Here is a 21,153-nt window from a genome sequence, read left to right as displayed (position 1 = left end):
TCACCCTCCCACGGGCGCCCGCCCCCCACCCCCTTATCGGGATTTATAAAAAAAACCCCCCCCCGGGCGCGCCCCCCCCGGGCCCCGACCCCGGCCGTCCACCCCACCCTCCCGAAAGCCCACCCCCTACCGAGCCCCGCGCAGCGGACCCCCCCTCCCGAAAGCCCACCCCCTACCGAGCCCCGCGCAGCGGCCCCCCCACCTCGGCAACCCCCTCCCGCAACCGCCCCGCAATGTGCCGGACCAACCGGTCCAGGTCCGCGCAGTACACCGACGGATGCCCGAACCCGTCACCCGCCCACCGGTGCGCATACAGCCCGCCCCCGCAGACCCGCGCCAGCGGACAGCCCGCGCAGACCGCCCCGAGCCCGGCGAGGCCGCGCTGGCGGGCCCGGAAGGCCGGGTGCGCGGCCGCCTCCGTGAAGCCGTGCCGCCACACGTCCAGGCCCGTCGCCGGGGCGCCGTCGTAGGCCGCCTTGAGGCTGTCCGCCTGCTCGACGGTGCCGTCCGCCTCGACCACCACCAGGTCGACCGGCGCCAGCCCGACCGCCTCGCTGGCCGCGCGGCCGCCGAGCAGCAGCACCGCCAACTCCTCGAACAGCCGCACCCCGGTCTCCCGCCGCGGCGCGCCGTACCAGCGGTCGAACGCGGCGATCAGCCACTGCCCGTACGGCGCCGGTTCCGCACCCGTCGGGGGTGCGCCGGGCGGTGTCCGCGCCTGCAGCCCGGGCGGGGGCGCGAGCCAGGTCCCGTGCGGCAGCAGCAGGTCGAGCCGGGGCGGCGCGAACTCCAGCAGCGCCTCGTAGGTGTCGACCGGGTCCGCCGCCAGGTCGACGACGCACAGCAGCCCGGCGAACAGCTCCCGGTGCCGTTGCGAGCCGAGCAGCCGCACCGCCTCCGCGGTCCGGTCCCAACTGCCCGCGCCGGACGGCAGCCGGCGGTGCCGGTCGTGGTCGGCCCGGGTGCCGTCCAGGGACACCCCGACCGAGACCCGGTACCGGTGCAGCACGTCGAGCAGCGCCGGCTCGTCCAGCAGCCGCAGCCCGTTGGTCTGCAGGCCGAACCGCACCCGCGGCCCGCCGGCCCCCGCGATGCCGCTCAACTCCGCGAGCAGCGCCGCCAGGTGGCCGGCGCCGACGAGCAGCGGCTCGCCGCCGTGCAGCACCACGGACACTTCGTCCAGCCCGTGCTCGGCCGCGTGCTCGGCGATCCGCCGGGCGGTGCGGCGGACCGTCACCAGCTCCATCCGCCGGGGCCGCCGTCGCCAGCTCTGGTCCGCGCCCTCGTACACGTAGCAGTAGTCGCAGGCGAGGTTGCACCGGCTGTGGATCTTCAGCAGGAACTGCCGGAACGGCACCATGTCCGCGAACCTAGCACCGCCCGGCGGCCCCACTGACCCCCCGTCACACGTGCGGGGGTTCCACGTCCGAGTCCAGCCGCGACCCGGCCCGCACCGCCACCGTCGTCGGGTGCTCCTCCCCCAGCGTGACCCGCGCCCGCCGGATGCAGTCCTTCCGCAGCTCCTCGGCCCGTTCCGTGTGCCCGACGGTGGCCAGTGACAGCGAGAGGTTGGAGTTGATGCCGATGGAGTCGTAGTGGTCGGGGCCGAGGGCCTCGGTCATCAGCGGCGCGGCCTCCAGTTCCACGTCGAGCGCGGCCTGTGTCTGCCCGGCCAGGGCGAGGTCGTTCGCGTGGTTCATCATCGCGATCGGGATGTAGAGGTGGTGGGCGCCGAGGACGGTCCGGAACTGTGCGAGCGTGCGCCCGGACAGCTCCAGGGCCTCCTGGGTGCGTCCGGCCAGCCGCAGGTAGACGGACAGGTTGTTGGCGCCGGCCAGCGTCACCGGGTGGTCCTCGCCCAGGTAGTCGCGGTACCGCGCCAGCGCCCGTTCGGCCAGCGGGATCGCCCGGGTGGTGTCGCCGAGGGCGTTGAGGTCGCTGGCCAGGTTGGTGGCGGCGGCCAGGGTGTCGGGGTGTTCGGGGCCGTTGATGTCCAGGTAGCGCTGGTAGATGTCCTCGTCGATCTCCAGGGCCTCGTGGTACCGGCCGGCCCGGCGCAGTGCCACGGCGAGGTTCTTGCGGGCGCGCAGGGTGTCGGTGTGGCTGTCGCCGATGGTCTGCTGGTAGATCCGGACGGTCTCTTCCAGCAGGTCCAGGGCCTCCCGCAGCCGCCCGGTCTCGCGCAGGTCGCGGGCGTAGTTGGAGGCGGAGGACAGCGCGTAGAGGCTGTGCGCGCCGAGCGCGTCGCGCTGCTGGAGGTAGTTGCTGCGGTGCCGCTCCAGGGCGGCCCGGCGGTCGCCGGCCAGGTAGTCGGAGACGGCGAGGTTGTTGGTGATCATCAGGGTGCGCGGGTGGTCCGGGCCCAGGGTGCGCCGGGCGGCGTCCAGGGTGCGGCGGTCGAGTGCTCGGGCCTCGTCGTAGCGGCCGAGGAAGCGCAGGTCGGCGCCGAGGCTGTTGGCGACGGCGAGGGTGTGCGAGTGCTCGGGGCCGAGGGTCGCGGTGAAGCGCTCCAGGATGTCCCGGTCCATCTCGTACGCCTCCTGGAGGGCGCCCTGGGAGCGGCGGATGTTGCTCAGCTGGGTGCGCAGCATGAGGGTCTGGGCGTCGTTGTCGACGTCGAAGCCGGGCCCGCCGTAGCCGTCCTGGCGCCAGTGCTCCAGGGTCCGCTCGGCCAGTTCCCGGCCGGACTCGTGCAGGCTGCGCTTCCACTGGTAGCGGACCGAGTCGATGATCCACTGCCGGACGTCCTCGTCGGCGCTGTCGACGGCCCCGGACGGCCAGAGGTGGGGCAGCAGTTCGGCGTACTCGGCCCAGTTGGCGGGCACGTCCGGGTCGCCGGGGTTGGCGGTGGCGAGCGCGGCGTGGACGACGCCGCGCAGCTCGGCCCGCCGCTCCTCCTCGACCTGGTCCCGGAGCACGGCCTGGACCAGTCGGTGCACGGTGATGGTCTCGCTGCCCTGGTCGGTGCGGGCGAGCCCGAACCGGTTGATGGCGCGCAGGAACTCGCCGATCGCGAGCTTGTCGCGGGGCGCGCGCGGGGGCAACCGCAGGGCGCGGGTGACGGCTCGGCTGTAGAGCAGCCGCATCGGGATGGCGTCGGGGCCGAAGAAGGCGCAGATCTCCAGGATCTGGGCGGCCGGGGCGTTCATCCGGCGGAGTTCCTCGACCGAGATGCGCCAGGTCGCGGCGGCCGAGTGCGGGTAGTCGGCGGTCCGCAGCCGGGTGCGCTCCAGCATCTCGGTGAGCTCCTCGTCGAGGAGTTCGAGGTAGGTGGCGATCGGCATCGACGTCTCCTGGAGCCAGACGGCGGCCTGGCCGACGGCGAGCGGGAGGTCGCCGAGCCGCTGCGCGACCTGGTCGGCGTCCTCCGGCGAGACGCCGCTGTTGAAGCGGCGCAGCAGCCGGACGCTCTCCTCGCGGAGGAAGACGTCGACCTCCACCAGGCCGGCGTGCCGGGCCCAGCCCTGGTTGCGGGAGGTGATCAGCACGTGCCCGCCGGAGGAGCCGGCCGGCTGCCAGGGGGCGAGCTCCTCGGGGGTGCCGGCGTTGTCGAAGACGAGCAGCCAGCGGCGGTACGGCTGGCCGCGGCGCAGCGCGTCGAGGACGGCGGCGGCGGTGTGTGCGACGTCGTCGCTGGTGGGCACGCCGAGCCGGGGGGCGAGTTCGGCGAGCTTCTGCGGGATGTTGGCGGGCTCCTCGGCGGGCACCCACCAGACCACGTCGTACGCGGCCTTGAAGCGGTGTGCGTACTCGGCCGCGATCTGGGACTTGCCCGCGCCGCCGAAGCCGTAGAGCACCTGGCTGAGCACGGCGGCCGGGCCGCCGGTGAAGCGGTTGCGGAGCAGTTCGAGCAGCTTGCCGCGGCCGATGAAGGCGGCGTTGCGCGACGGCGCGTCCTGGACTTGCGGGGCGGTGCCGGGGAACCGCGCGGGCGCGATGATCTCGCCGCTGTCGGTGTCGAGTTGGCGGTTGCTACCGGGCGGCGGACCGAGTTCGCCGTACAGCTGGGACTCGGCGCCCGCCGCGGAGGAGCGGACCAGGTCCGGCGCGGACTGCCCGGCGAACGGGCGGGGCACCGGCTCGTCCGAGTCCTGCAGCCGCAGCGCGACCAACGCCGGCGAACCGGAGGCGAGTTCGCGGCCCTGCAGGAGCTGCCAGACCTCGGCGGCGCGGGGCAGCGCGGTGTACTCGGGCGAGAGCAGGGCGAGCAGCCGGCCCTGGCCTTCGAGCGGCCCGGCGACCTCCGGCGGCCGGGGGCCGGTGTGCGGCTCGGCGGCGTTGTGCAGGGAGGTCTGGTAGCCGAAGCGGGTGAGGGTCCCCGCGGCCCACTCGGCCCACATCCGGTCCTCGGGCGCGTAGCTGACGAAGACCTGCCGTGGCACCACGCGGGCGGAGCGCAGGTAGGCGCCGTAGAGCCGGCGGCGGGTGTCGGCGGTGAGCGGGCGCAGGGTGCGGACCCGCCCGTCGGTGATCCAACCGGCCAGTCGTTCGAAGGCGTTGAGCAGGCTGCGGGCCTCCTGCGGCCGGTCGGCGACGGTGGCCGGCACCTCCTCGTAGGCGTAGAACGGCTTGTACGGCACCTCGACGTCGGCCCAGTAGCCGGCCCGGCGGTCGCCGGAGAGCCAGCGGCCGAGGTAGGGCGCGAAGGCCTCACGGGCGTAGTCCCGGCCGGCCTCCAGGCGTTCCTGTTCGGCGTCCTCGACCCGCATCGGCACCGGCAGCACCCGGATCGCCCGTTCCTCGGCCTCGGCGATGGCACGGGCGGCGTCGACGCCGCCGCGGATGTTCTGGGCGCTGAAGGTGAAGCAGTCCACGACGGTGTCGGGCATCAGGACGGTGCAGATGCCGGAGGTGTCACTGACGCCGGTACGGCTGTCGATGAGCACGTAGTCGTACCGGCGGGCCCAGCGTTCGCGCAGTTCGCGCAGGAACTCGCCGCCGCGGATGTCCCGGCCGTGGTAGAAGCTGCGCCAGTTGAAGCTGGTGACGGCCGCGGCGTAGGCGGCGTTCTGCCGGCCGGCGGGCAGGAAGTCGAGCCGGCCGCCCGGCGGCAGGTCGAGGGCGAGGCCGCAGAGGTAGCCGTCGAGGCGCCCGGGCTCGTCCAGCCAGGCGGCCGGGGGGAGGCCGACCGGCCCGGTGGCGGAGGGCAGCGCCTGCTTCACGTAGGAGCGCAGCAGGTCGATCAGGCCGTCGGTGGAGTGCAGTTCGGGGTCCACCAGGAGCGGGTGGTAGTACCGGTGGAGGCCGGGTGCCTCCAGGTCCCAGTCGACGACCAGGACGCGCAGGCCCCGGCTGGCGAGGATCCAGCCGACGTTGGCCAGGGCCATGGTGCGGCCGGTGCCGCCCTTGAAGGAGTAGAACGTGACGACCGAACCCGGTCCGCCGCGCTCCAGCTCTGCGCCGGGCTCAGTGGTCATCGTCCGTGTCTCCCCTCAGCGGGACAGCGTTGTCCTTGCCACGACTCTGGTGCGGGAGGTCCCTGCGGCCCTGGTTCTGGTCGAAGCGCGCGGGCGGGACCGGGCGGGGCCCCGGCGGGCCGGCGGGGATGGACAACCCGGGCATGGCCGGGCCACCGCCGAAGCCGAAGGCGTCACCGCCATCGTCCCCCCAATCCAAGTTGTCGTCCATGAGCTTGTTCTGGGCGACCGTCACCATGATGGTGAGGTCGTTGTCGAAGCTCTCCCGGCTCACGTTGACCCGGAACAAGTGCTCCATGTCGCCCCGGCGCAGCCAGTTGCGCCGGAACACGTCGCGCACGCCCGTCCACAGCACGTCGCGCTCCGGCCCGTCGGCCGGGTCGGAGCTGCCGGTGGGCACCATCACGCCGGTGACGGGGTGGTTCTGGTCGTCGTACTCGCGCAGCGCGGAGCGGTAGCGCGGGCCGCCGGCCACCCACGGGTCCACCAGGAGGATGCTGACCTGGCTGTCCTCGCGGGCCTGGTCGAGTTTCCCGCCGAGCCCGCCGTCGACCTCCTCCAGCGTGGTGGTGTGCCCGGCGGCGGTGATCACCTGCTGGGCGCGCGCCGCCAGCGAGGGGTGGGTCGGCGGATGGTAGGGCGCCCAGTGCCAGGGCTTGGCCCCGTACCAGCCACCCGCGTACGAGCCGCCCTCGGCGGCGGCCTCCGAGGCCCGCCCGGCCGCGATGAACAGCCGCACCATGCCGGGGACGGAGACCGCCTCGGGCGCCGCGGGGGGCGGGAAGTAGCCGCGCACCGCGCCGAGGTCGAACTCGGGCAGTTCGCCGAGCCGGCGCGCGGCCGCGTCCCGGATCCGCTCGGCGACCACCCGCACGACCTGCTCGTACGCCCCGCTCTGCGCGGTGCGCAGCAGGGCCCGCAGGCCGTGCCGGGCGTAGGCCTCGCCCATGTCCGGCTGGGCCCACTGGATCTTGTTCACCTCGTCGGCCAACTCGCCGGGCACGACGGGCTCCCAGAGCACCGGGATCAGCGCCGAGACGAGCTCCCCGGTGTCCTCGTGGTGGCGCCGGACCCGGCCGCGGAAGGCGGTCCACTCCTTGCCGCAGTAGAGGCTGGTGAAGTACGCCGGCGAGTAGAGCGCGATCATGGTGCGGCTGCGGCCCAGCATCATCGCCAGCTTCTCGGCCCAGTCGTCGCCGAGCCGCAGCTGCTCGGTGTCGCGGTAGGCGAGCTCCTCCGCGCGGACGCCCATCCCGACCAGCCGGCCGAGTTCGTCGCGCAGGTCGTTGAAGAACTGGTTGACGAAGGCGTCCTCGGCCTCGAAGTCACGACGCGCGTAGCTGAAGAAGAAGTACGGCCGTTGCTGGTCCTGCTCCATCACCTGTTTCCCCCCGTGCCCGACGGTGCCGCGACGGCGCTGGTTTCATACCCCAGCATGTCGTGAACTCCACCGGTGGCGCTGGCGAGTTGGCGGATCCAGCGGCCGGCGGGGGTTTAGCCGGTGGTCAGGCGCACGCCCGCAGCCGGGAGCGCTCCGGCGCCCGGGGGCGCACCGGCGGGAGCGCGGGCGCGCAGAAGGGATCACCGGCGCCGGACGGGGCACGCGGGCGCCGGGGCCGCGCCACCGGGGCCCCGACTGTCGGGCCACCGGCCGAGCAGCCGGTCGAGCGGCTACCGGTCGAGTAGCTACCGGTCGAGCGACGACTGGAAGGCGGCGAGCGGCTCCGCCCCGGGCGTCAGGGCGTCCGCGACCACCCGGCGCAGCAGGTCGCCCAGGACGGTGTCGGGGAGGGCATCGAGCTCGTCGAGCGGCAGGGCGGCGACGTCGACCAGGTCAGAGCCGAGTCCAGCGGCGGTTTCCGCACCGGTGACGCCCATCAGTCCCTCACTCGATCGTGCCGGCACAGCGCGTTGCTGGCCGGATGTACATCGACTCAGGTCCGCGTCGGGCATCCTACACCCGAGGTGTGACGGGGTGTCAGTTGTCCGCCAGCGCCGCGCCCGGGCCGACCCGGTCGGCCCAGGGGGCGCGCGCAGCGCTCGCGCCCGCCGCCCTCACGGGCAGAGCCGCTCCACCCGCCAGCCCGTCGGGCTCGCCGGGTCGGCGAGGTAGCGGAGGCGGTCGTGGAGGCGGTTCTCGCGTCCCTGCCAGAACTCGACGCTCTCCGGGACGACCCGGTACCCGCCCCAGAAGGGCGGGACGGGCACGCCCTCGCCCTCGGGGTAGCGGCGCTCCAGTTCGGCGTAGCGCTGTTCGAGGACCTCGCGACCGCCGACGGGGCTGGACTGCTCGCTGGCCCAGGCGCCCAGCTGGGAGCCGTGCGGGCGGGTGCGGAAGTAGGCGGCGGTCTCGTCCCGGCCGACCTTCTCCACCCGGCCCTGGACGATCACCTGGCGGGCCAGCGCGATCCACGGGAAGAGCAGCGCGGCGTGCGGGTTGGCGGCGAGTTCGGAGCCCTTGCGGGAGCCGTAGTTGGTGAAGAACACGAAGCCGCGCGCGTCGTAGCCCTTGAGCAGGACGGTGCGCGAGCTGGGCCGCCCCGCGGCGTCGGCGGTGGAGAGCACCATCGCGTTGGGCTCGGTCACCCCGGCGTCGTCCGCCTCGTGGAACCAGCGGGTGAACTGGCCGATCGGCTCGGGCGCGAGCTGCTCCTCGACCAGGCCCTCGTGGACGTAGTGCTTGCGCATCACGGTGAGGTCCGGGCCGGGGCGGGCCTCGTCGGCCGGGGTCCGGGTGACGGGGCTCGGGGGCGTCGACTGGGCGCGTTCCGGGGTCTGCACGCCAACATCATCCCGTACGACAAGCAACCGGCACCGCTACCTCCGGACAAACCCCGGTCGGAGATAAGGTGACTCGCCACCGCTTGGCCGCCCGTCGTACGGGGAATTGTCCGGAACCGGGTGTTCGGTTCCGGTCGTCTCCCGGGCACGACCGACCCTCGACGGAAAAGTCAAGCGGGCCCGCGGCAAACATCACCACGGTGGTGTATGGCGCAATGCACCCCGTGCCTGTCACTCTGGCACCGAGTGCCAACCACGATTCGGTCACTGGCGTGCCCGCCCCACCACGGCGGGGCGCCGATCGCAGAACTGAAGGAGCCGTCGCATGTCCGATTTCGTACCCGGGCTTGAGGGAGTCGTCGCGTTCGAGAGCGAGATCGCCGAGCCCGACCGTGAAGGCGGCGCCCTGCGGTACCGCGGTGTCGACATCGACGACCTGGTCGGCAACGTCTCCTTCGGCCACGTGTGGGGCCTGCTGGTGGACGGCAAGTTCAACCCTGGCCTCCCGGCCGCCGAGCCGTTCCCGATCCCGGTCCACTCCGGCGACATCCGGGTCGACGTGCAGTCCGCGCTCGCCATGCTCGCCCCGGTCTGGGGCCTCAAGCCGCTGCTGGACATCTCCGCCGAGCAGGCCCGCGATGACCTCGCCCGCGCCGCCGTGATGGCACTGTCCTACGTCGCCCAGTCCGCCCGCGGCCAGGGCCTGCCGATGGTCCCGCAGAGCGAGATCGACAAGGCCGAGACGGTCGTCGAGCGGTTCATGATCCGCTGGCGCGGCGAGCCGGACCCGAAGCACGTCAAGGCCGTCGACGCCTACTGGACCTCGGCCGCCGAGCACGGCATGAACGCCTCCACCTTCACCGCCCGGGTCATCGCCTCCACCGGCGCCGACGTCGCGGCCGCGCTCTCCGGTGCGGTCGGCGCGATGTCCGGCCCGCTGCACGGCGGCGCGCCCTCCCGCGTGCTCGGCATGATCGAGGAGATCGAGCGCACCGGCGACGCCACCGCGTGGGTCAAGAACGCCCTGGACAAGGGCGAGCGCCTGATGGGCTTCGGCCACCGCGTCTACCGCGCCGAGGACCCGCGCGCCCGCGTGCTGCGCCGCACCGCCAAGGAGCTCGGCGCGCCGCGCTTCGAGGTCGCCGAGGCGCTGGAGAAGGCCGCGCTGGAGGAGCTGCACAACCGCCGCCCGGACCGCGTGCTGGCCACCAACGTCGAGTTCTGGGCCGCCATCATGCTGGACTTCGCCGAGGTCCCGGCCCACATGTTCACCTCGATGTTCACCTGCGCCCGTACCGCCGGCTGGTCGGCGCACATCCTGGAGCAGAAGCGCACGGGTCGGCTCGTGCGCCCCTCCGCGCGCTACGTCGGCCCCGGCCCGCGCCGCCCCGAGGAGATCGAGGGCTGGGACGCCATCGCCCGCTGACCACCCCGGACGAGTGTCCGCGCACGGCCCCTGACCAGCGGGTCCGGCTTCCGGCCGGGCCCGCTGTCGGCATCCCGGGCAGCGAAGATCACAGTCTCAGCGGGCGGACGACCGTACCCCCGCGGAGCCCGCCGCCGGTAGGCTGCGCGCGTGGCTCAGATCCAGATCCCCGCTGACATCAAGCCCGCAGACGGCCGTTTCGGCTGCGGACCGTCCAAGGTGCGCCCCGAGGCCCTCAGTGCCCTCGCCGCCACCCAGACCTCCCTGCTCGGCACCTCCCACCGCCAGGCCCCGGTCAAGAACCTGGTCAAGCGCGTGCGCGAGGGCGTGAGCAGCCTCTTCTCGCTGCCGGAGGACTACCAGGTCGTCCTCGGCAACGGCGGCTCCACCGCCTTCTGGGACATCGCCGCCTTCGGCCTGGTGCGGGAGAAGTCCCAGCACCTGGACTTCGGCGAGTTCTCCTCGAAGTTCGGCTCCTCGGTCAAGGCGGCCCCGTGGCTCGCCGAGCCGAGCGTGATCAAGACCGCCCCGGGCACCCACCCGCTGCCGGTCGCCGAGGCAGGCGTGGACGTCTACGGACTCACCCACAACGAGACCTCGACCGGCGTCGCGATGCCGATCAAGCGCCCGGCCGGCGCCGACGAGGGCTCGCTGGTCCTGGTGGACGCCACCTCGGGCGCCGGCGGCCTGCCGGTGGACATCACCGAGACCGACGTCTACTACTTCGCCCCGCAGAAGTCCTTCGCCTCCGAGGGCGGCCTGTGGCTGGCCACCTTCTCCCCGGCCGCCCTGGAGCGCGCCGCCGAGATCGCCGCCTCCGGCCGCTACATCCCGCCGTTCTTCTCGCTGCCGACGGCCATCGACAACTCGTCGAAGGACCAGACGTACAACACCCCGTCGATCTCCACGCTGTTCCTGCTGGCCGACCAGCTGGAGTGGCTGAACGGCAACGGCGGGCTCGACTGGGCCGTCGCCCGCACAGCCGACTCCTCGTCCCGGCTGTACTCCTGGGCCGAGAAGTCCTCCTTCGCCACCCCGTTCGTGGCGAACCCGGCCGAGCGCTCCCAGGTGGTCGGCACCATCGACTTCGACGAGTCGGTGGACGCCGCCGCGGTCGCCAAGGCACTGCGTGCCAACGGCATCGTGGACACCGAGCCGTACCGCAAGCTGGGCCGCAACCAGCTGCGCATCGCGATGTTCCCGGCGATCGACCCGGCGGACGTCGAGGCGCTCACCCAGTGCATCGACTTCGTGGTCGAGCAGCTCTGAGCACCCGCTGAGGCATGCGTGAGGGCCACCGCCCACCCGGGCGGTGGCCCTCACGGCCGTTCCCGGCCTACCTGCCGGCCAGTGAGCTGATCAGCACGACGACCAGCAGCAGCACCAGGGTGCCGGAGACGATGCGCATACGAGTCTTGGGATCCACGGTCAACGAGCGTACCTCCGTCGCACGCCCGACCGGACGGCGAGGCCGCCCGGGGCCTCAGCACCAGTCCGCGAGGGGCCAGGAACCCAGCGACTCGTAGTGCGCGGAACCGCCGTCCAGGTCGCTCTTCATCAGGTGCAGCTCGGCGGCCTCCCACTCCGGCCCGCGGTAGTCCGCCAGCGCCGCCGCCAGGCCGTCCAGCTCGGCCGCGGCGACCCGCTGGACGGCCCGCCGGTGGCCGCGCGAGGAGCCCGCCCGGGCGAGCGTGAGGTGCGGGTGGAAGGCGAAGGTGTCGGCCGACTGCCCGACCACCTCGGCGGTGGCCTCGGTGACGGCGTCGGCCAGTCGGCGCAGCGCCCAGGTCTGCCCCTCGATGCCGGCCCAGAGCACGCGGTCCCCGAACCGCCCGGCGCCCGCGATCCGCAGCCGGTGCACCGGGTGGAGCTCGGCGACGCCGGCCAGGCCCGCCGACAGCGCCGGCAGCCACTCGGCGGGCACCTCGCCGAGGAAGGCCAGGGTCAGGTGCCAGCCCTCGGCCGTGGTCCAGCGCAGCCGGTCCGCCCCGGGCAGCCCGCGCACCGGCGCGACGGCGTCGGAGAGCCCCTGCAGTGCCGCGACCGGCGGGAGCACCGCCACGAAAAGCCTCATGCCGCCATTCTCCCGTTCCGCGGGGGCCGGCGCGTGGGCGCGTTCCGGCGGCGCGGGGCCCCGGCCCGCCCGCGGGCTGCCGGAACGGACCCCCGGCGCGGGGCTTCCGCCCCGAGCCCCGCGCGCGGGCATCCGACGCAAGTCCCCGGTGCCGGCATCCGGCGCGGGCCCCGGCCGGGGCTTCCGGCGCCCGCGGCTTTGGGCTAGAACGGTTCCATGATCGATTCCAGTGGCATGAAGATCCGCACCGGAGGTCCGGGGGACATCCCCGACATCCTCGCCCTGCTCGACGGCGCCGTGGCCTGGCTGGCCGCCCGGGGCCGCACCGGCCAGTGGGGCGACCAGCCGTTCAGCACCACGCCCACCCGGGTCGAGCACATCGAGCAGTACGGCCGCGAGCCGTTCCTGATCCGCCTCGCCGTCGACGACGAGGGCCGTACGGTCGGCTCGTGCGTGCTCTCCGAGGTGCGCGGCACGTACATCCCCGCGGTGGACGAGCGCGAACTGTTCGTCCGCAACCTGGTCACCGACCGCACCCGCAAGGGCTCGGGCATCGGCGCCGCGCTGATCGCCGACGCCGTCGAGGAGGCCCGCCGGCGCGGCATCGGCCTGCTGCGGGTGGACTGCTACGGCGGCGGCGACCGCAGGCTGGTCGCGCAGTACCGGGCGCTCGGCTTCACCGAGACCGAGAGCTTCGAGGTCGAGCAGCCGAACGGCGTCTGGCCCGGCCAGGTCCTCGCCATCCGGCTCTGACCCGACGAGTCCGGCTCCGACGCCACGGACCCCCGGGGGCGAGAGCCCTCGGGGGTCCGTGGCGCATCGGACGACGCGCCGGGCGACGCACCCGGCGGTGCGCCGGGCGACGCTCCCGACGATGCGTCAGCAGGCCGCGGCCAGCTCCGACTTGCGCGCCACGCCGGTCCGCGGCACGACGGCCACCACCCGGCCGCCGCGCCCCGGGTGCAGGTCGAAGCGCACCCGCAGGTCCGCGCTGCGGGCCAGCACCAGGCCGACCGTCGCGGCCGCCAGCGCGGACACCAGCCCGCAGGCCAGCAGGCCGAGCCGGGGCCCGTACGAGGCGGTCACCCAGCCGACGATCGGGGCGCCGATCGGCGTGCCGCCGGTGAAGACCAGCACCAGCAGGCCCATCACCCGGCCGCGCATCTCGGGGTCGGTGGCCAGCTGCAGCGTGGAGTTGACCGAGGTGTTGAAGCTCAGCCCGAACACCCCGATCAGCATCAGCAGCAGCGCGAAGGTCCAGTAGTCGGGCGCGAAGGCCGCGACCACCTCCAGCGCGCCGAAGGCCAGGGCCGCCCCGACCAGCCGCCGCAGTCTCGGCGCGCCCCGACGGGCGGCGAGCAGCGCGCCGGCCAGCGAGCCGACCGCCATCGCGGTGTTCAGCAGGCCGTACTGGCCGGCGCCGACCTTGAAGGTGTCGTACGCGAAGCCGGAGAGCAGCGTCGGGAAGTTGAAGCCGAAGGTCCCGATGAACCCGGCCAGCACCATCGGCCAGAGCAGTTCGGGCCGCTCCTTCACGTACCGCAGGCCCTCGCGCAGCTGCCCCTTCTCGCGGGCGATCGGCTCGGTCGGGCGCAGTTCGCTCTCGCGCATCGCGAGCAGCCCGCCGATCACGGCGGCGAAGGACAGCGCGTTGACGGCGAAGGCCCAGCCGCTGCCGACCGCGGCGATCAGCAGACCCGCGACGGCGGGGCCGACCAGGCGGGCGGTCTGGAAGTTGGCGGCGTTCAGGCTGACGGCGTTGGCGAGGTCCTTGGGCCCGACCATCTCGGAGACGAAGGCCTGCCGGGTCGGGTTGTCCACCACGGTGACCAGGCCGAGCAGCAGCGCGAAGGCGTACACGTAGTACGGCGTCACCACGCCGCCGATGGTCAGCACGGCGAGGCCGGCGGCCAGCAGGCCCATCGCGCCCTGGGTGTGGATCAGCAGCCGGCGCTTGGGCATCCGGTCGGCGAGCACGCCGCCGAACAGGCCGAGCAGCAGCATCGGCAGGAACTGCATGGCGGTGGTGATGCCGACCGCGAGCGGGCTGCCGGTGAGGCTCAGCACCAGCCAGTCCTGGGCGATGCGCTGCATCCAGGTACCGGTGTTGGACACCACCTGGCCGGCGAAGTAGTAGCGGTAGTTGCGAACGCGCAGGGAGGAGAACATCCCCCCGGGCCTGGTGAAGCCGGCGCCTGTGGGGGACGAGGCCGCAGGGGTGCGGCCCTGAGCGGCGGGGTCCGCCGCGGTGCGTTCGTCGGGGTCGTCGTCGCCGCTGCCGGGCAGCCCCGTGGGGGCGGGTGCCTGGGCGTCGGCTGCCGCGGCGCTCGCCGCGGAGGGGTCGGTGGTCGGGCCGTCGGTACGGATGGCGGCGGCGCTGGCTGCGGCCGGCGGTGTCACTGTGGTCTCCCCTCGCGGCGCGACGGCCATGGCGGTGGCCGTCGCGCTCCTCGTGTCGGTGGTCGGTCCTGCGGTGATGCGGGCTCCTTCTCCTCCCGGCCGGCGAGCCGGGTTCGGTGTGCCTTGAGGTGTTCGAGCTACAGGTGGGCGAGCTTGTAGAGCACGGGCGCGGCCTCCCGGAGGACGGCCCACTCCTCCTCGTCGAGCCCTTGGGCGAGCTCGGCGAGCCAGACGTTTCGGCGCCGACGACTCTCCGCGAGGATCGTCTCGGCCTGCTCGGTGCTGCTGACGACCACCTGTCGGCGGTCCTCGGGGTGCGGCTCCCGCCGCACCAGCCCCTTCTCCTCCAGCATCGCGACGATCCTGGTCATCGAAGGAGGCTGCACGTGCTCCTTCCGGGCGAGCTCACCCGGCGTCGCCTTCCCGCACCGGGCGAGGGTGCCCAGCACTCCCATCTCGGTGGGACTCAGCGACTCCTCCACCCGCTGGTGTTTGAGTCGTCGGGAGAGGCGCATCGTGGACGACCGCAGCTGACTGATCGCTGCGAGGTCCTGCTCGGACATCTCGGGCATCTCTTTAGACTACGTCATTACCCTCGCTAAAGAAAATCGGGTTCCCGCCGCCGCGCCGGAGCATCGGCCCGGTGACATATTGGTCATGGGCCTCAGGTCTCGACTCCCAGAAGGGCCGACCAGTCATGTCCGACCTCGTCTCCGAGCAGTCCGCGCCGTCCTCGCAGGCCACGCCGTCCGCGTCGGCCGAGCAGGGCGCACCGGGCGACACCGGGTTCGCCCGGCTCGCCATGGTCACCATCGACTGCGCCGACCCGGTCGCGCTGGCGTCGTTCTACGGCGAGCTGCTGGGCTGGGAGACGCGGCACGTGGACGAGCACTTCGCGATCCTGGACAACCCGGAGGGCGGCAGCCCGCTGGGCTTCGGGCGGGTGCAGGGGTACCGGCCGGAGCCGTGGACGGAGCCGGACGGGAGCAAGCACTTCCACCTGGACTTCTACGTGGACGACCTGGAGGAGTCCACGGCGAAGGCGCTCGCGCTCGGGGCGACCCAGCCCGCGTACCAGCACGGGCGCACGCTCAAGGTGCTGATCGACCCGGCCGGCCACCCGTTCGGGCTAGCACCCTTGGAGTAAGGCACGAACGGGTCCGGGGAGCGTGCGCAGGCGGTGTCAGGGGTTGGTGCCAAGATCATGCAGGCGCCGTAAAGGTCCATCCTGACCTGGGATTTCACGAAAAGCACGAACGTTGTGCGAGCGCCCGGCAGTGGCTACTGTCCCCCGTTGTCAGGGGCACCACACGCCAGGTCTCCCCTCGGCGGACCCCGTTTCCCCGTTCCCGTGCGTCCCCGTGCCGGTTTCCGCGCGCCCGTCCCGGCCGCCCCGGCCGACCGCGTCCGCCCCTGGCGCCCTCAACCCCTCGTCCAGGGAGCTCAATTGGGTGAGATCCACCATGCCGACCACGGCTGGGTGACACCGGCGGTCTCGTACTTCGTCGCCTGCCTCGGGGCCTTCGTGGCCCTGCGCAGCGCCCGCTGGGCGCTCGTCTCGAAGGGCCGCACCCGGGCCGTCTGGCTGCTCTTCGCATCGACCTCGCTCGGCGCCGGGATCTGGTCCATGCACTTCATCGCGATGCTCGGCTTCTCGGTGACCGGCGTCGAGATCAGCTACCAGCCCGGACTGACCGTGCTCAGCCTGCTGGTCGCCGTCCTCGTGGTCGGCGTCGGCCTCTTCACCGTCGGGTACTGGCGCCGGCGGCCCGCGCTGGCGCTGCTGGTCGGCGGGCTGACCACCGGCCTCGGGGTCGCCGCGATGCACTACCTGGGCATGGCCGCGATGGTCCTGCCCGGCCGGCTCGGCTACGACCACCGGACGGTGGCGCTCTCGGTCGCCATCGCCGTGGTCGCGGCGACGGCCGCGCTCTGGGCCGCCCTGAACATCCGGGGCACGCTCGCCGTGCTGGCGGCGGCGCCGGTGATGGGCGTGGCGGTCTGCGCGATGCACTACACGGGCATGGCGGCGCTGTCGGTCCAGGTGGACTTCTCGCACTCCACCCAGGACGGCGTGATGGCGCTGCAGTTCATCTTCCCGCTCGGGGTCGGGCTCGGCTGCTACGTGTTCTTCGGCTCGCTGGCCTTCGCCGTCTCCCCGAGCCGCCCCACCTCGCAGCCCCTGCTGGCCGGCCCGGCCGCCCCGCTGCCGCCGCGGGCGCCCCGGGCCCCCCGCGTCCCGCAGCAGCGGCCCGCCCGGGCCGGCGTCCGGCGCTGAGCGCGGGCGGGATCACGAACGGACGCCCGGCCGGGGCCCCACCCCGGCCGGGCGTCGTCGTACGGGCACGACGCCGGACCGGCTACTCCGGCCGCCCCAGCAGCCCCGCCACGTGCTCCGGGGTCGCCACCGGGCAGACCTTGTGCACGAAGTCCTGCCGCAGCCGGTGGTACGGCTCGCCGGCCCGGTAGAAGTTGGCGTGCATCCGCCGCAGCTCCTCGGCCCGGTACTCGGCGAGCGGCTTGGTGTCCTCGTCGGCGGCGCGCCGGCGCTTCTTGTCCACCAACCGCCCCGTGAGCTCGGGCGAGGCGGCGATCCGGGCCGCCTCCCGGGCCACCCAGCGGCGGAAGCCCGCCGCGTCCCCGCCGGCCGTACGGTCCACCAGGCCGATCCGGCGGGCGTGCTCGGCCCCGAGCGGCAGCGCCTCGGCGGTGAGCCGCTCGGCCTGCTCGGCGCCGACCCGGTTCGGCAGGGTGTACGTCCAGTACTCGGAGCCGTACAGGCCCATCAGGCGGTAGTGCGGGTTGAGCACCGCCGAGTCGCGGCACCACACCTCGTCCGCGGCGAGCGCCATCATCAGCCCGCCGGCCGCCGCGTTCCCGGCGAGGGCCGCGACGGTGACCTTGTCGGTGGTGGTGAGGACGGCCTCGACGACGTCGTCCATCGCGTTGATGTTCTCCCAGGACTCCAGCGCCGGGAAGGCCGCGCCCTGGATGACGTTGAGCTGGATCCCGTTGGAGTAGAAGTCCCGGGGCGCGCCGAGCACCAGCACCGAGGTGGGCCGGTCGGCCGCCTCCCGGTAGGCGGCCAGCAGCCGGCGGCACTGCTCGGTGCTCATCGCCCCGCCCGGGAAGGCGAATTCGAGGTGGCCGACCTCGCCCTCCTCGCGGTAGCGCAGCTCCGACCAGGTGTCGCGGCGGGCCGCCGCCGCCGGGCTCACCGGCACCTCGCGGACCCGGTACAGCTCGTCGGCGAGCACCGTCGCGGCCGGCAGCTTGAAGGTGGCGGGCCCGCCGGGGGTGCGGCGCGGGCGCAGCTGCGGGATCCACACCGCGCCGTCCACGGTGGCCCGGCAGATCGCGCCGTCCCGGGTGGCCAGCACGGCGCCGGGCACCGGACCGCGCAGCTCGTCCTCGGGATGGCCGCCGTGCAGGAAGAACTCGCGGCCGTACAGCTCGTCCAGCACCCCGGGCTGGGAGTCGGCGGCGCGCAGCTTGCGCAGGACGGTGGCGGTGTCGTCCTGCTCCCAGTCGATCCGGCGCGCGTCCTGCCGCAGGAGGGGCCGCGGCTCGCCGTGCACGTCGGGCCGGCCGTAGTCCAGCGGTTCGGGGGTGAACAGCCCGCCCTCGTAGCGCTGGACGGCCAGCAGGACGGCCTCCACGGCGGCGTCGGCGAGCTCGCCGCGGTACAGCTCGCTCTTGCCGCAGTCGGGGACGGGGAAGTCGACGGACGCCCAGATGTCACCGGCGTCCATCTCCTCGACGGCCTGCAGCACGGTGACGCCCCAGCGCTCCGCGCCCTCGGTGATCGCCCAGTCCAGCGAGGAGGGGCCGCGGTCGCCGGTGGGCCCCGGGTGCACGATCAGGACGGTCCGGGTGGACCAGATGTCCTGCGGGACGGCCTTGGTCAGCATCGGGCACAGGATCAGCTCGGGATCGGTCCGGGCCACCCCCTCCCGCATCTGCTCGTCGCCGAGCGCGAGTTGGACGGCGACCTGGTGGCCGCGCTCGCGCAGCTCGGTGTGGACGCGCTGGGTCAGGCTGTTGAACGCACTGGCGATCAGGAGAATGCGCAAGGGGGGCCTCCGGCGGTACAGGGGTCGCGCGGAGGCGATGAAACCAGGGCATGGACACGTAATGATTACGGTCCGTACCTCGGCGCTCTACCCTCACGCACCCCGCACACCTGTGGTCCCGGCGTGGCCCGCGCTTCGCGGTACCTCCCCAGCCCCTTCTCCGAGTTGGACTGGCGCGCACCCCGCCGGCAGGCACCGCCGGGCCCACCGCGGGCCCGACCCGCGCCTGCGCGACAGGGCCCGGCCCGCGCCCGGCCTACTTCGGGAAGGCCCGGCGGGCCCGCCAGGTGGTGTGCTCGCGGGAGACCGCGTCCTCCGCCTCGGCGGCCAGCCGCGCCCAGCGCGCCTCGGCGTCCGGCGCCCGGACGTCCAGGTCCGAGAGCTGGTTGCCGACGTTCTCCAGCTCGCGCGCAGCCAGCTGGTACGCGGCGGCGAGCGGGCGGAGCTGCTTGAGCTGCGTCCAGGCGATGATCGCCGCGGCCGCTGCCGAGCTCGCTCCGAAGACGTGCACCTGCAGCGCGCCGGTGGCCTGGGCGATGGCGGCGGCCGCACCGAGGATGATCAGCACCGCGATGCCGAGCCCCCAGGAGACCGCCTGCGAGTCGCACGCCTCGGCCCGGGAGCGGTACCAGGTGCGCTGCCCCTCGACCCGGGTGCGCAGGTAGAACGTGCGCCGGGCGGTCAGGCTCTCGGCGCGCAGCCGCCGCATCTCCGGGGTGATCTCGGCGACGGTGTCGGGCGGCACGATCTCCGGGTCCTCGAAGGCCCGCAGCACGTCCTCGACCTGCAGCAGGTACCCGCGGTCCACGTCGGCGGACTCCGCCTCGCCGTCGAACGGGCGGGCCCGGACGGTGTACTTCCAGGCCAGCGTCTTGACCGACTCGGCCGCCGCCCTGGCCTCGTACCAGCGCCCCTGCGGGTTGCTGCGGCGCAGCCGGGACCAGAAGTAGCCGGCCACCAGGAAGGCGGCCACCGAGAACAGCGGCCAGACGTCGAAGTCGCCCTCGTGGTCCGGGCCGGGGAACGACCCGATCATCGCGGCGATCACCAGCATGGCGATCAGGCCGCGGTACCAGCGCAGCGTCTCGCGCTGGCCGTCCAGCGAGGCCTTGTCCGCCGTCCGGAACAGCTCCGGCAGCAGCTGCGCCTCGACACCCCCGGGCGGATCCTGTTGCACCATCGGTCGAGTCCCCTCCCCCTTCTCCGTCCAGCCAGTATTCCCACCGCCAACTGGGCTACACGGGCGCCTTTTTGACACCTTCCGACAGTCGGCCGATACCCGACCTCCGGGTCGCGCGCGCACCGACCCGCCCGCGGAACCGATACGGCCCGCCCGCGGAACGGATGCGCCTTGCCCGCGGACGGGCACGGCCCGGCCCGGCCCCGGAACGGGCACGGCCCCGCACCCGGGTGGGTGCGGGGCCGCGCGGGCCGGTCGGCGTCAGAGCAGGCCGAAGGCCGGCATCAGGTAGTAGAAGGCGAACACCGCCGCCACCGCGTACAGCGGGGCCGGCACGCTGCGGCCGCGGCCGACGGCCAGGCGCAGGATGCAGAAGGTGATGAAGCCGAAGCCGATGCCGTTGGTGATGCTGTAGGTGAACGGCATCATGATCATGGTCAGGAAGGCCGGGATCGCGATCGTGTAGTCGGCCCAGTCGATCTCCTTGACCGAGTTGGCCAGGATCAGGAAGCCGACGGTGACCAGCGCCGGGGTGGCGGCCTGGGCGGGGACCATGGTGGCGAGCGGGGTGAGGAAGAGCGCCACCACGAAGAGCAGGCCGGTGACGATCGAGGCGAAGCCGGTGCGGGCGCCCTCGCCGACGCCGGCGGTGGACTCGACGAAGCAGGTGTTGGCGGAGGCGGAGGTGGCGCCGCCGGCCGCGGTGGCGATGCCGTCGACCATGAGGATCCGGTTGATGCCGGGCAGGTCGCCCTTCTCGTCCAGCAGGTGGGCCTCGTCGGCCACGCCGAGGATGGTGCCCATCGCGTCGAAGAAGCAGGACATCAGCACGGTGAAGACGAACAGCACGCCGGTCAGCACGCCGACCTTCCCGAAGCCGCCGAACAGGCTCACCTTGCCGACCAGCCCGAAGTCCGGGGCGGCGACCGGGTTGCCCGGCCAGGTCGGGACGGTGAGGCCCCACTTCATCGCCGGGACGTCGGCCACCTTGTCGATCACCAGGGCGAGCACGGTGGAGGCCGCGATGCTGATCAGGATCGCGCCGGGCACCTTGCGGATCACCAGGATCAGGGTGAGCAGCAGGCCGACGACGAAGACCAGCACCGGGAAGCCGAGCAGGTGCCCGTTGCCCCCGAGCTGCAGCGGGACGGTGGTGTGCGCGGCGTCCGGGACGCGGCTGACGAAGCCGGAGTCGACCAGGCCGACCAGGCTGATGAACAGGCCGATGCCGATCGCGATGGCCTTGCGCAGGCCGAGCGGGACGGCGTTCATGACCCGCTCGCGCAGACCGGTGGCGACCAGCAGCATGATCGCGAAGCCGGCCAGCACGACCATGCCCATGGCGTCCGGCCAGGTCATCTTCGGGGCCAGCTGGAGCGCCACGATGGTGTTGACGCCGAGGCCGGCCGCCAGGCCGATCGGGACGTTGCCGATCACGCCCATCAGCAGGGTGGTGAGACCCGCGGTGAGGGCGGTGGCGGTGACCAGCTGGGCGCTGTCCAGGTGGGCCCCGGTCACGTCCGTGGCGCTGGCCAGGATGATCGGGTTGAGCACCAGGATGTACGCCATGGTGAAGAAGGTGGCGACACCACCGCGGATCTCGCGCGGCAGGGTGGAGCCGCGCTCGCTGATCCGGAAGTAGCGGTCGACCGCGCCGGTGGGGGGCTGGGGCGCGGCGTCGGCGGGTTCGGGCGACTCGGTGGTCGGCTGGACCACAGGCATGCGTGCGTCCTCTGTGGGGGAGCTGAGGAGGGGGGGTCGACGCCCGGGGCGACGGTGGCCGGGCTGAGACCTTTAAGTAT

General features: G+C 73.5%; 16 protein-coding genes. 5 read left to right on the top strand and 11 right to left on the bottom strand.

Annotation, left to right across the window (positions count from 1 at the left end):
* Positions 1 to 172: 172 nt before the first annotated feature.
* The 5 genes from ACIGG8_RS19750 to pdxH all read right to left on the bottom strand — a co-directional run bounded on the left by ACIGG8_RS19750 (position 173) and on the right by pdxH (position 8,105).
* Positions 173 to 1,360: an FxsB family cyclophane-forming radical SAM/SPASM peptide maturase gene (locus ACIGG8_RS19750; RefSeq protein WP_396549433.1), complete on the bottom strand. Its 1,188-nt coding sequence runs from the start codon at positions 1,358 to 1,360 to the stop codon at positions 173 to 175.
* Between the two features lie 43 nt (positions 1,361 to 1,403).
* A complete protein-coding gene (gene fxsT, locus ACIGG8_RS19745; RefSeq protein WP_396549432.1) occupies positions 1,404 to 5,417 on the bottom strand; it encodes an FxSxx-COOH system tetratricopeptide repeat protein in 4,014 nt (1,337 codons plus the stop codon).
* The gene (locus tag ACIGG8_RS19740) at positions 5,407 to 6,795 is read right to left on the bottom strand and encodes a TIR-like protein FxsC (RefSeq protein WP_396549431.1); all 1,389 of its coding nucleotides are present in this window, start codon (positions 6,793 to 6,795) and stop codon (positions 5,407 to 5,409) included. Before ACIGG8_RS19740 ends, fxsT begins: the two co-directional genes overlap by 11 nt.
* 308 nt (positions 6,796 to 7,103) lie before the next feature.
* Positions 7,104 to 7,295: an FxSxx-COOH cyclophane-containing RiPP peptide gene (gene fxsA / locus ACIGG8_RS19735; RefSeq protein WP_350525106.1), complete on the bottom strand. Its 192-nt coding sequence runs from the start codon at positions 7,293 to 7,295 to the stop codon at positions 7,104 to 7,106.
* 177 nt (positions 7,296 to 7,472) lie between these two features.
* On the bottom strand, positions 7,473 to 8,105 hold the full coding sequence (gene pdxH / locus ACIGG8_RS19730) for a pyridoxamine 5'-phosphate oxidase (RefSeq protein ID WP_350525176.1): 633 nt from the start codon (positions 8,103 to 8,105) through the stop codon (positions 7,473 to 7,475).
* Positions 8,106 to 8,523: 418 nt separating this feature from the next.
* Between pdxH and ACIGG8_RS19725 the strand changes: the two genes are divergently transcribed.
* The gene (locus ACIGG8_RS19725; RefSeq protein WP_350525107.1) at positions 8,524 to 9,624 is read left to right on the top strand and encodes a citrate synthase 2; all 1,101 of its coding nucleotides are present in this window, start codon (positions 8,524 to 8,526) and stop codon (positions 9,622 to 9,624) included.
* A 150-nt stretch (positions 9,625 to 9,774) separates the two neighbouring features.
* Entirely contained in the window at positions 9,775 to 10,893 is a 1,119-nt protein-coding gene (gene serC, locus ACIGG8_RS19720) for a phosphoserine transaminase (RefSeq protein WP_396549428.1), read from the top strand.
* A gap of 214 nt (positions 10,894 to 11,107) precedes the next feature.
* Here the strand turns inward: serC and thpR are convergent, their stop codons facing one another.
* Positions 11,108 to 11,698, bottom strand: a complete 591-nt coding sequence (gene thpR / locus ACIGG8_RS19715; RefSeq protein WP_396549427.1) for an RNA 2',3'-cyclic phosphodiesterase — start codon at positions 11,696 to 11,698, stop codon at positions 11,108 to 11,110.
* Between the two features lie 216 nt (positions 11,699 to 11,914).
* Between thpR and ACIGG8_RS19710 the strand changes: the two genes are divergently transcribed.
* On the top strand, positions 11,915 to 12,451 hold the full coding sequence (locus ACIGG8_RS19710; protein WP_396549425.1) for a GNAT family N-acetyltransferase: 537 nt from the start codon (positions 11,915 to 11,917) through the stop codon (positions 12,449 to 12,451).
* A gap of 126 nt (positions 12,452 to 12,577) precedes the next feature.
* Here ACIGG8_RS19710 and ACIGG8_RS19705 read toward each other — a convergent pair whose 3' ends face one another.
* On the bottom strand, positions 12,578 to 13,867 hold the full coding sequence (locus ACIGG8_RS19705; protein WP_350525177.1) for an MFS transporter: 1,290 nt from the start codon (positions 13,865 to 13,867) through the stop codon (positions 12,578 to 12,580).
* Between the two features lie 368 nt (positions 13,868 to 14,235).
* On the bottom strand, positions 14,236 to 14,670 hold the full coding sequence (locus ACIGG8_RS19700) for a MarR family winged helix-turn-helix transcriptional regulator (RefSeq protein ID WP_030235202.1): 435 nt from the start codon (positions 14,668 to 14,670) through the stop codon (positions 14,236 to 14,238).
* Between the two features lie 125 nt (positions 14,671 to 14,795).
* On the opposite strand from ACIGG8_RS19700, the gene ACIGG8_RS19695 reads away from it, so the two are divergent.
* Both ACIGG8_RS19695 and ACIGG8_RS19690 read left to right on the top strand, forming a co-directional pair.
* Positions 14,796 to 15,245: a VOC family protein gene (locus ACIGG8_RS19695; protein WP_350525111.1), complete on the top strand. Its 450-nt coding sequence runs from the start codon at positions 14,796 to 14,798 to the stop codon at positions 15,243 to 15,245.
* A 300-nt stretch (positions 15,246 to 15,545) separates the two neighbouring features.
* Positions 15,546 to 16,376, top strand: a complete 831-nt coding sequence (locus tag ACIGG8_RS19690) for an MHYT domain-containing protein (RefSeq protein ID WP_396549424.1) — start codon at positions 15,546 to 15,548, stop codon at positions 16,374 to 16,376.
* 82 nt (positions 16,377 to 16,458) lie between these two features.
* Here the strand turns inward: ACIGG8_RS19690 and ACIGG8_RS19685 are convergent, their stop codons facing one another.
* From ACIGG8_RS19685 to ACIGG8_RS19675, 3 genes are all read right to left on the bottom strand, one after another.
* Positions 16,459 to 18,171: a hydrogenase maturation protein gene (locus ACIGG8_RS19685; RefSeq protein ID WP_396549422.1), complete on the bottom strand. Its 1,713-nt coding sequence runs from the start codon at positions 18,169 to 18,171 to the stop codon at positions 16,459 to 16,461.
* Between the two features lie 256 nt (positions 18,172 to 18,427).
* Positions 18,428 to 19,351 (bottom strand): DUF4231 domain-containing protein, encoded by a 924-nt coding sequence (locus tag ACIGG8_RS19680; protein WP_396549420.1) that lies wholly within the window; start codon positions 19,349 to 19,351, stop codon positions 18,428 to 18,430.
* A 261-nt stretch (positions 19,352 to 19,612) separates the two neighbouring features.
* Positions 19,613 to 21,073, bottom strand: coding sequence for an NCS2 family permease (locus ACIGG8_RS19675; protein ID WP_396549419.1), 1,461 nt, complete (start codon positions 21,071 to 21,073; stop codon positions 19,613 to 19,615).
* Positions 21,074 to 21,153 lie beyond the last annotated feature (80 nt).

This window comes from Kitasatospora sp. NPDC085464 (assembly GCF_044541955.1).
Taxonomy (GTDB): domain Bacteria; phylum Actinomycetota; class Actinomycetes; order Streptomycetales; family Streptomycetaceae; genus Kitasatospora.
The sequence above is the reverse complement of the archived record's forward strand: the minus strand, read 5'-3'. Positions and strand labels throughout refer to the sequence as shown.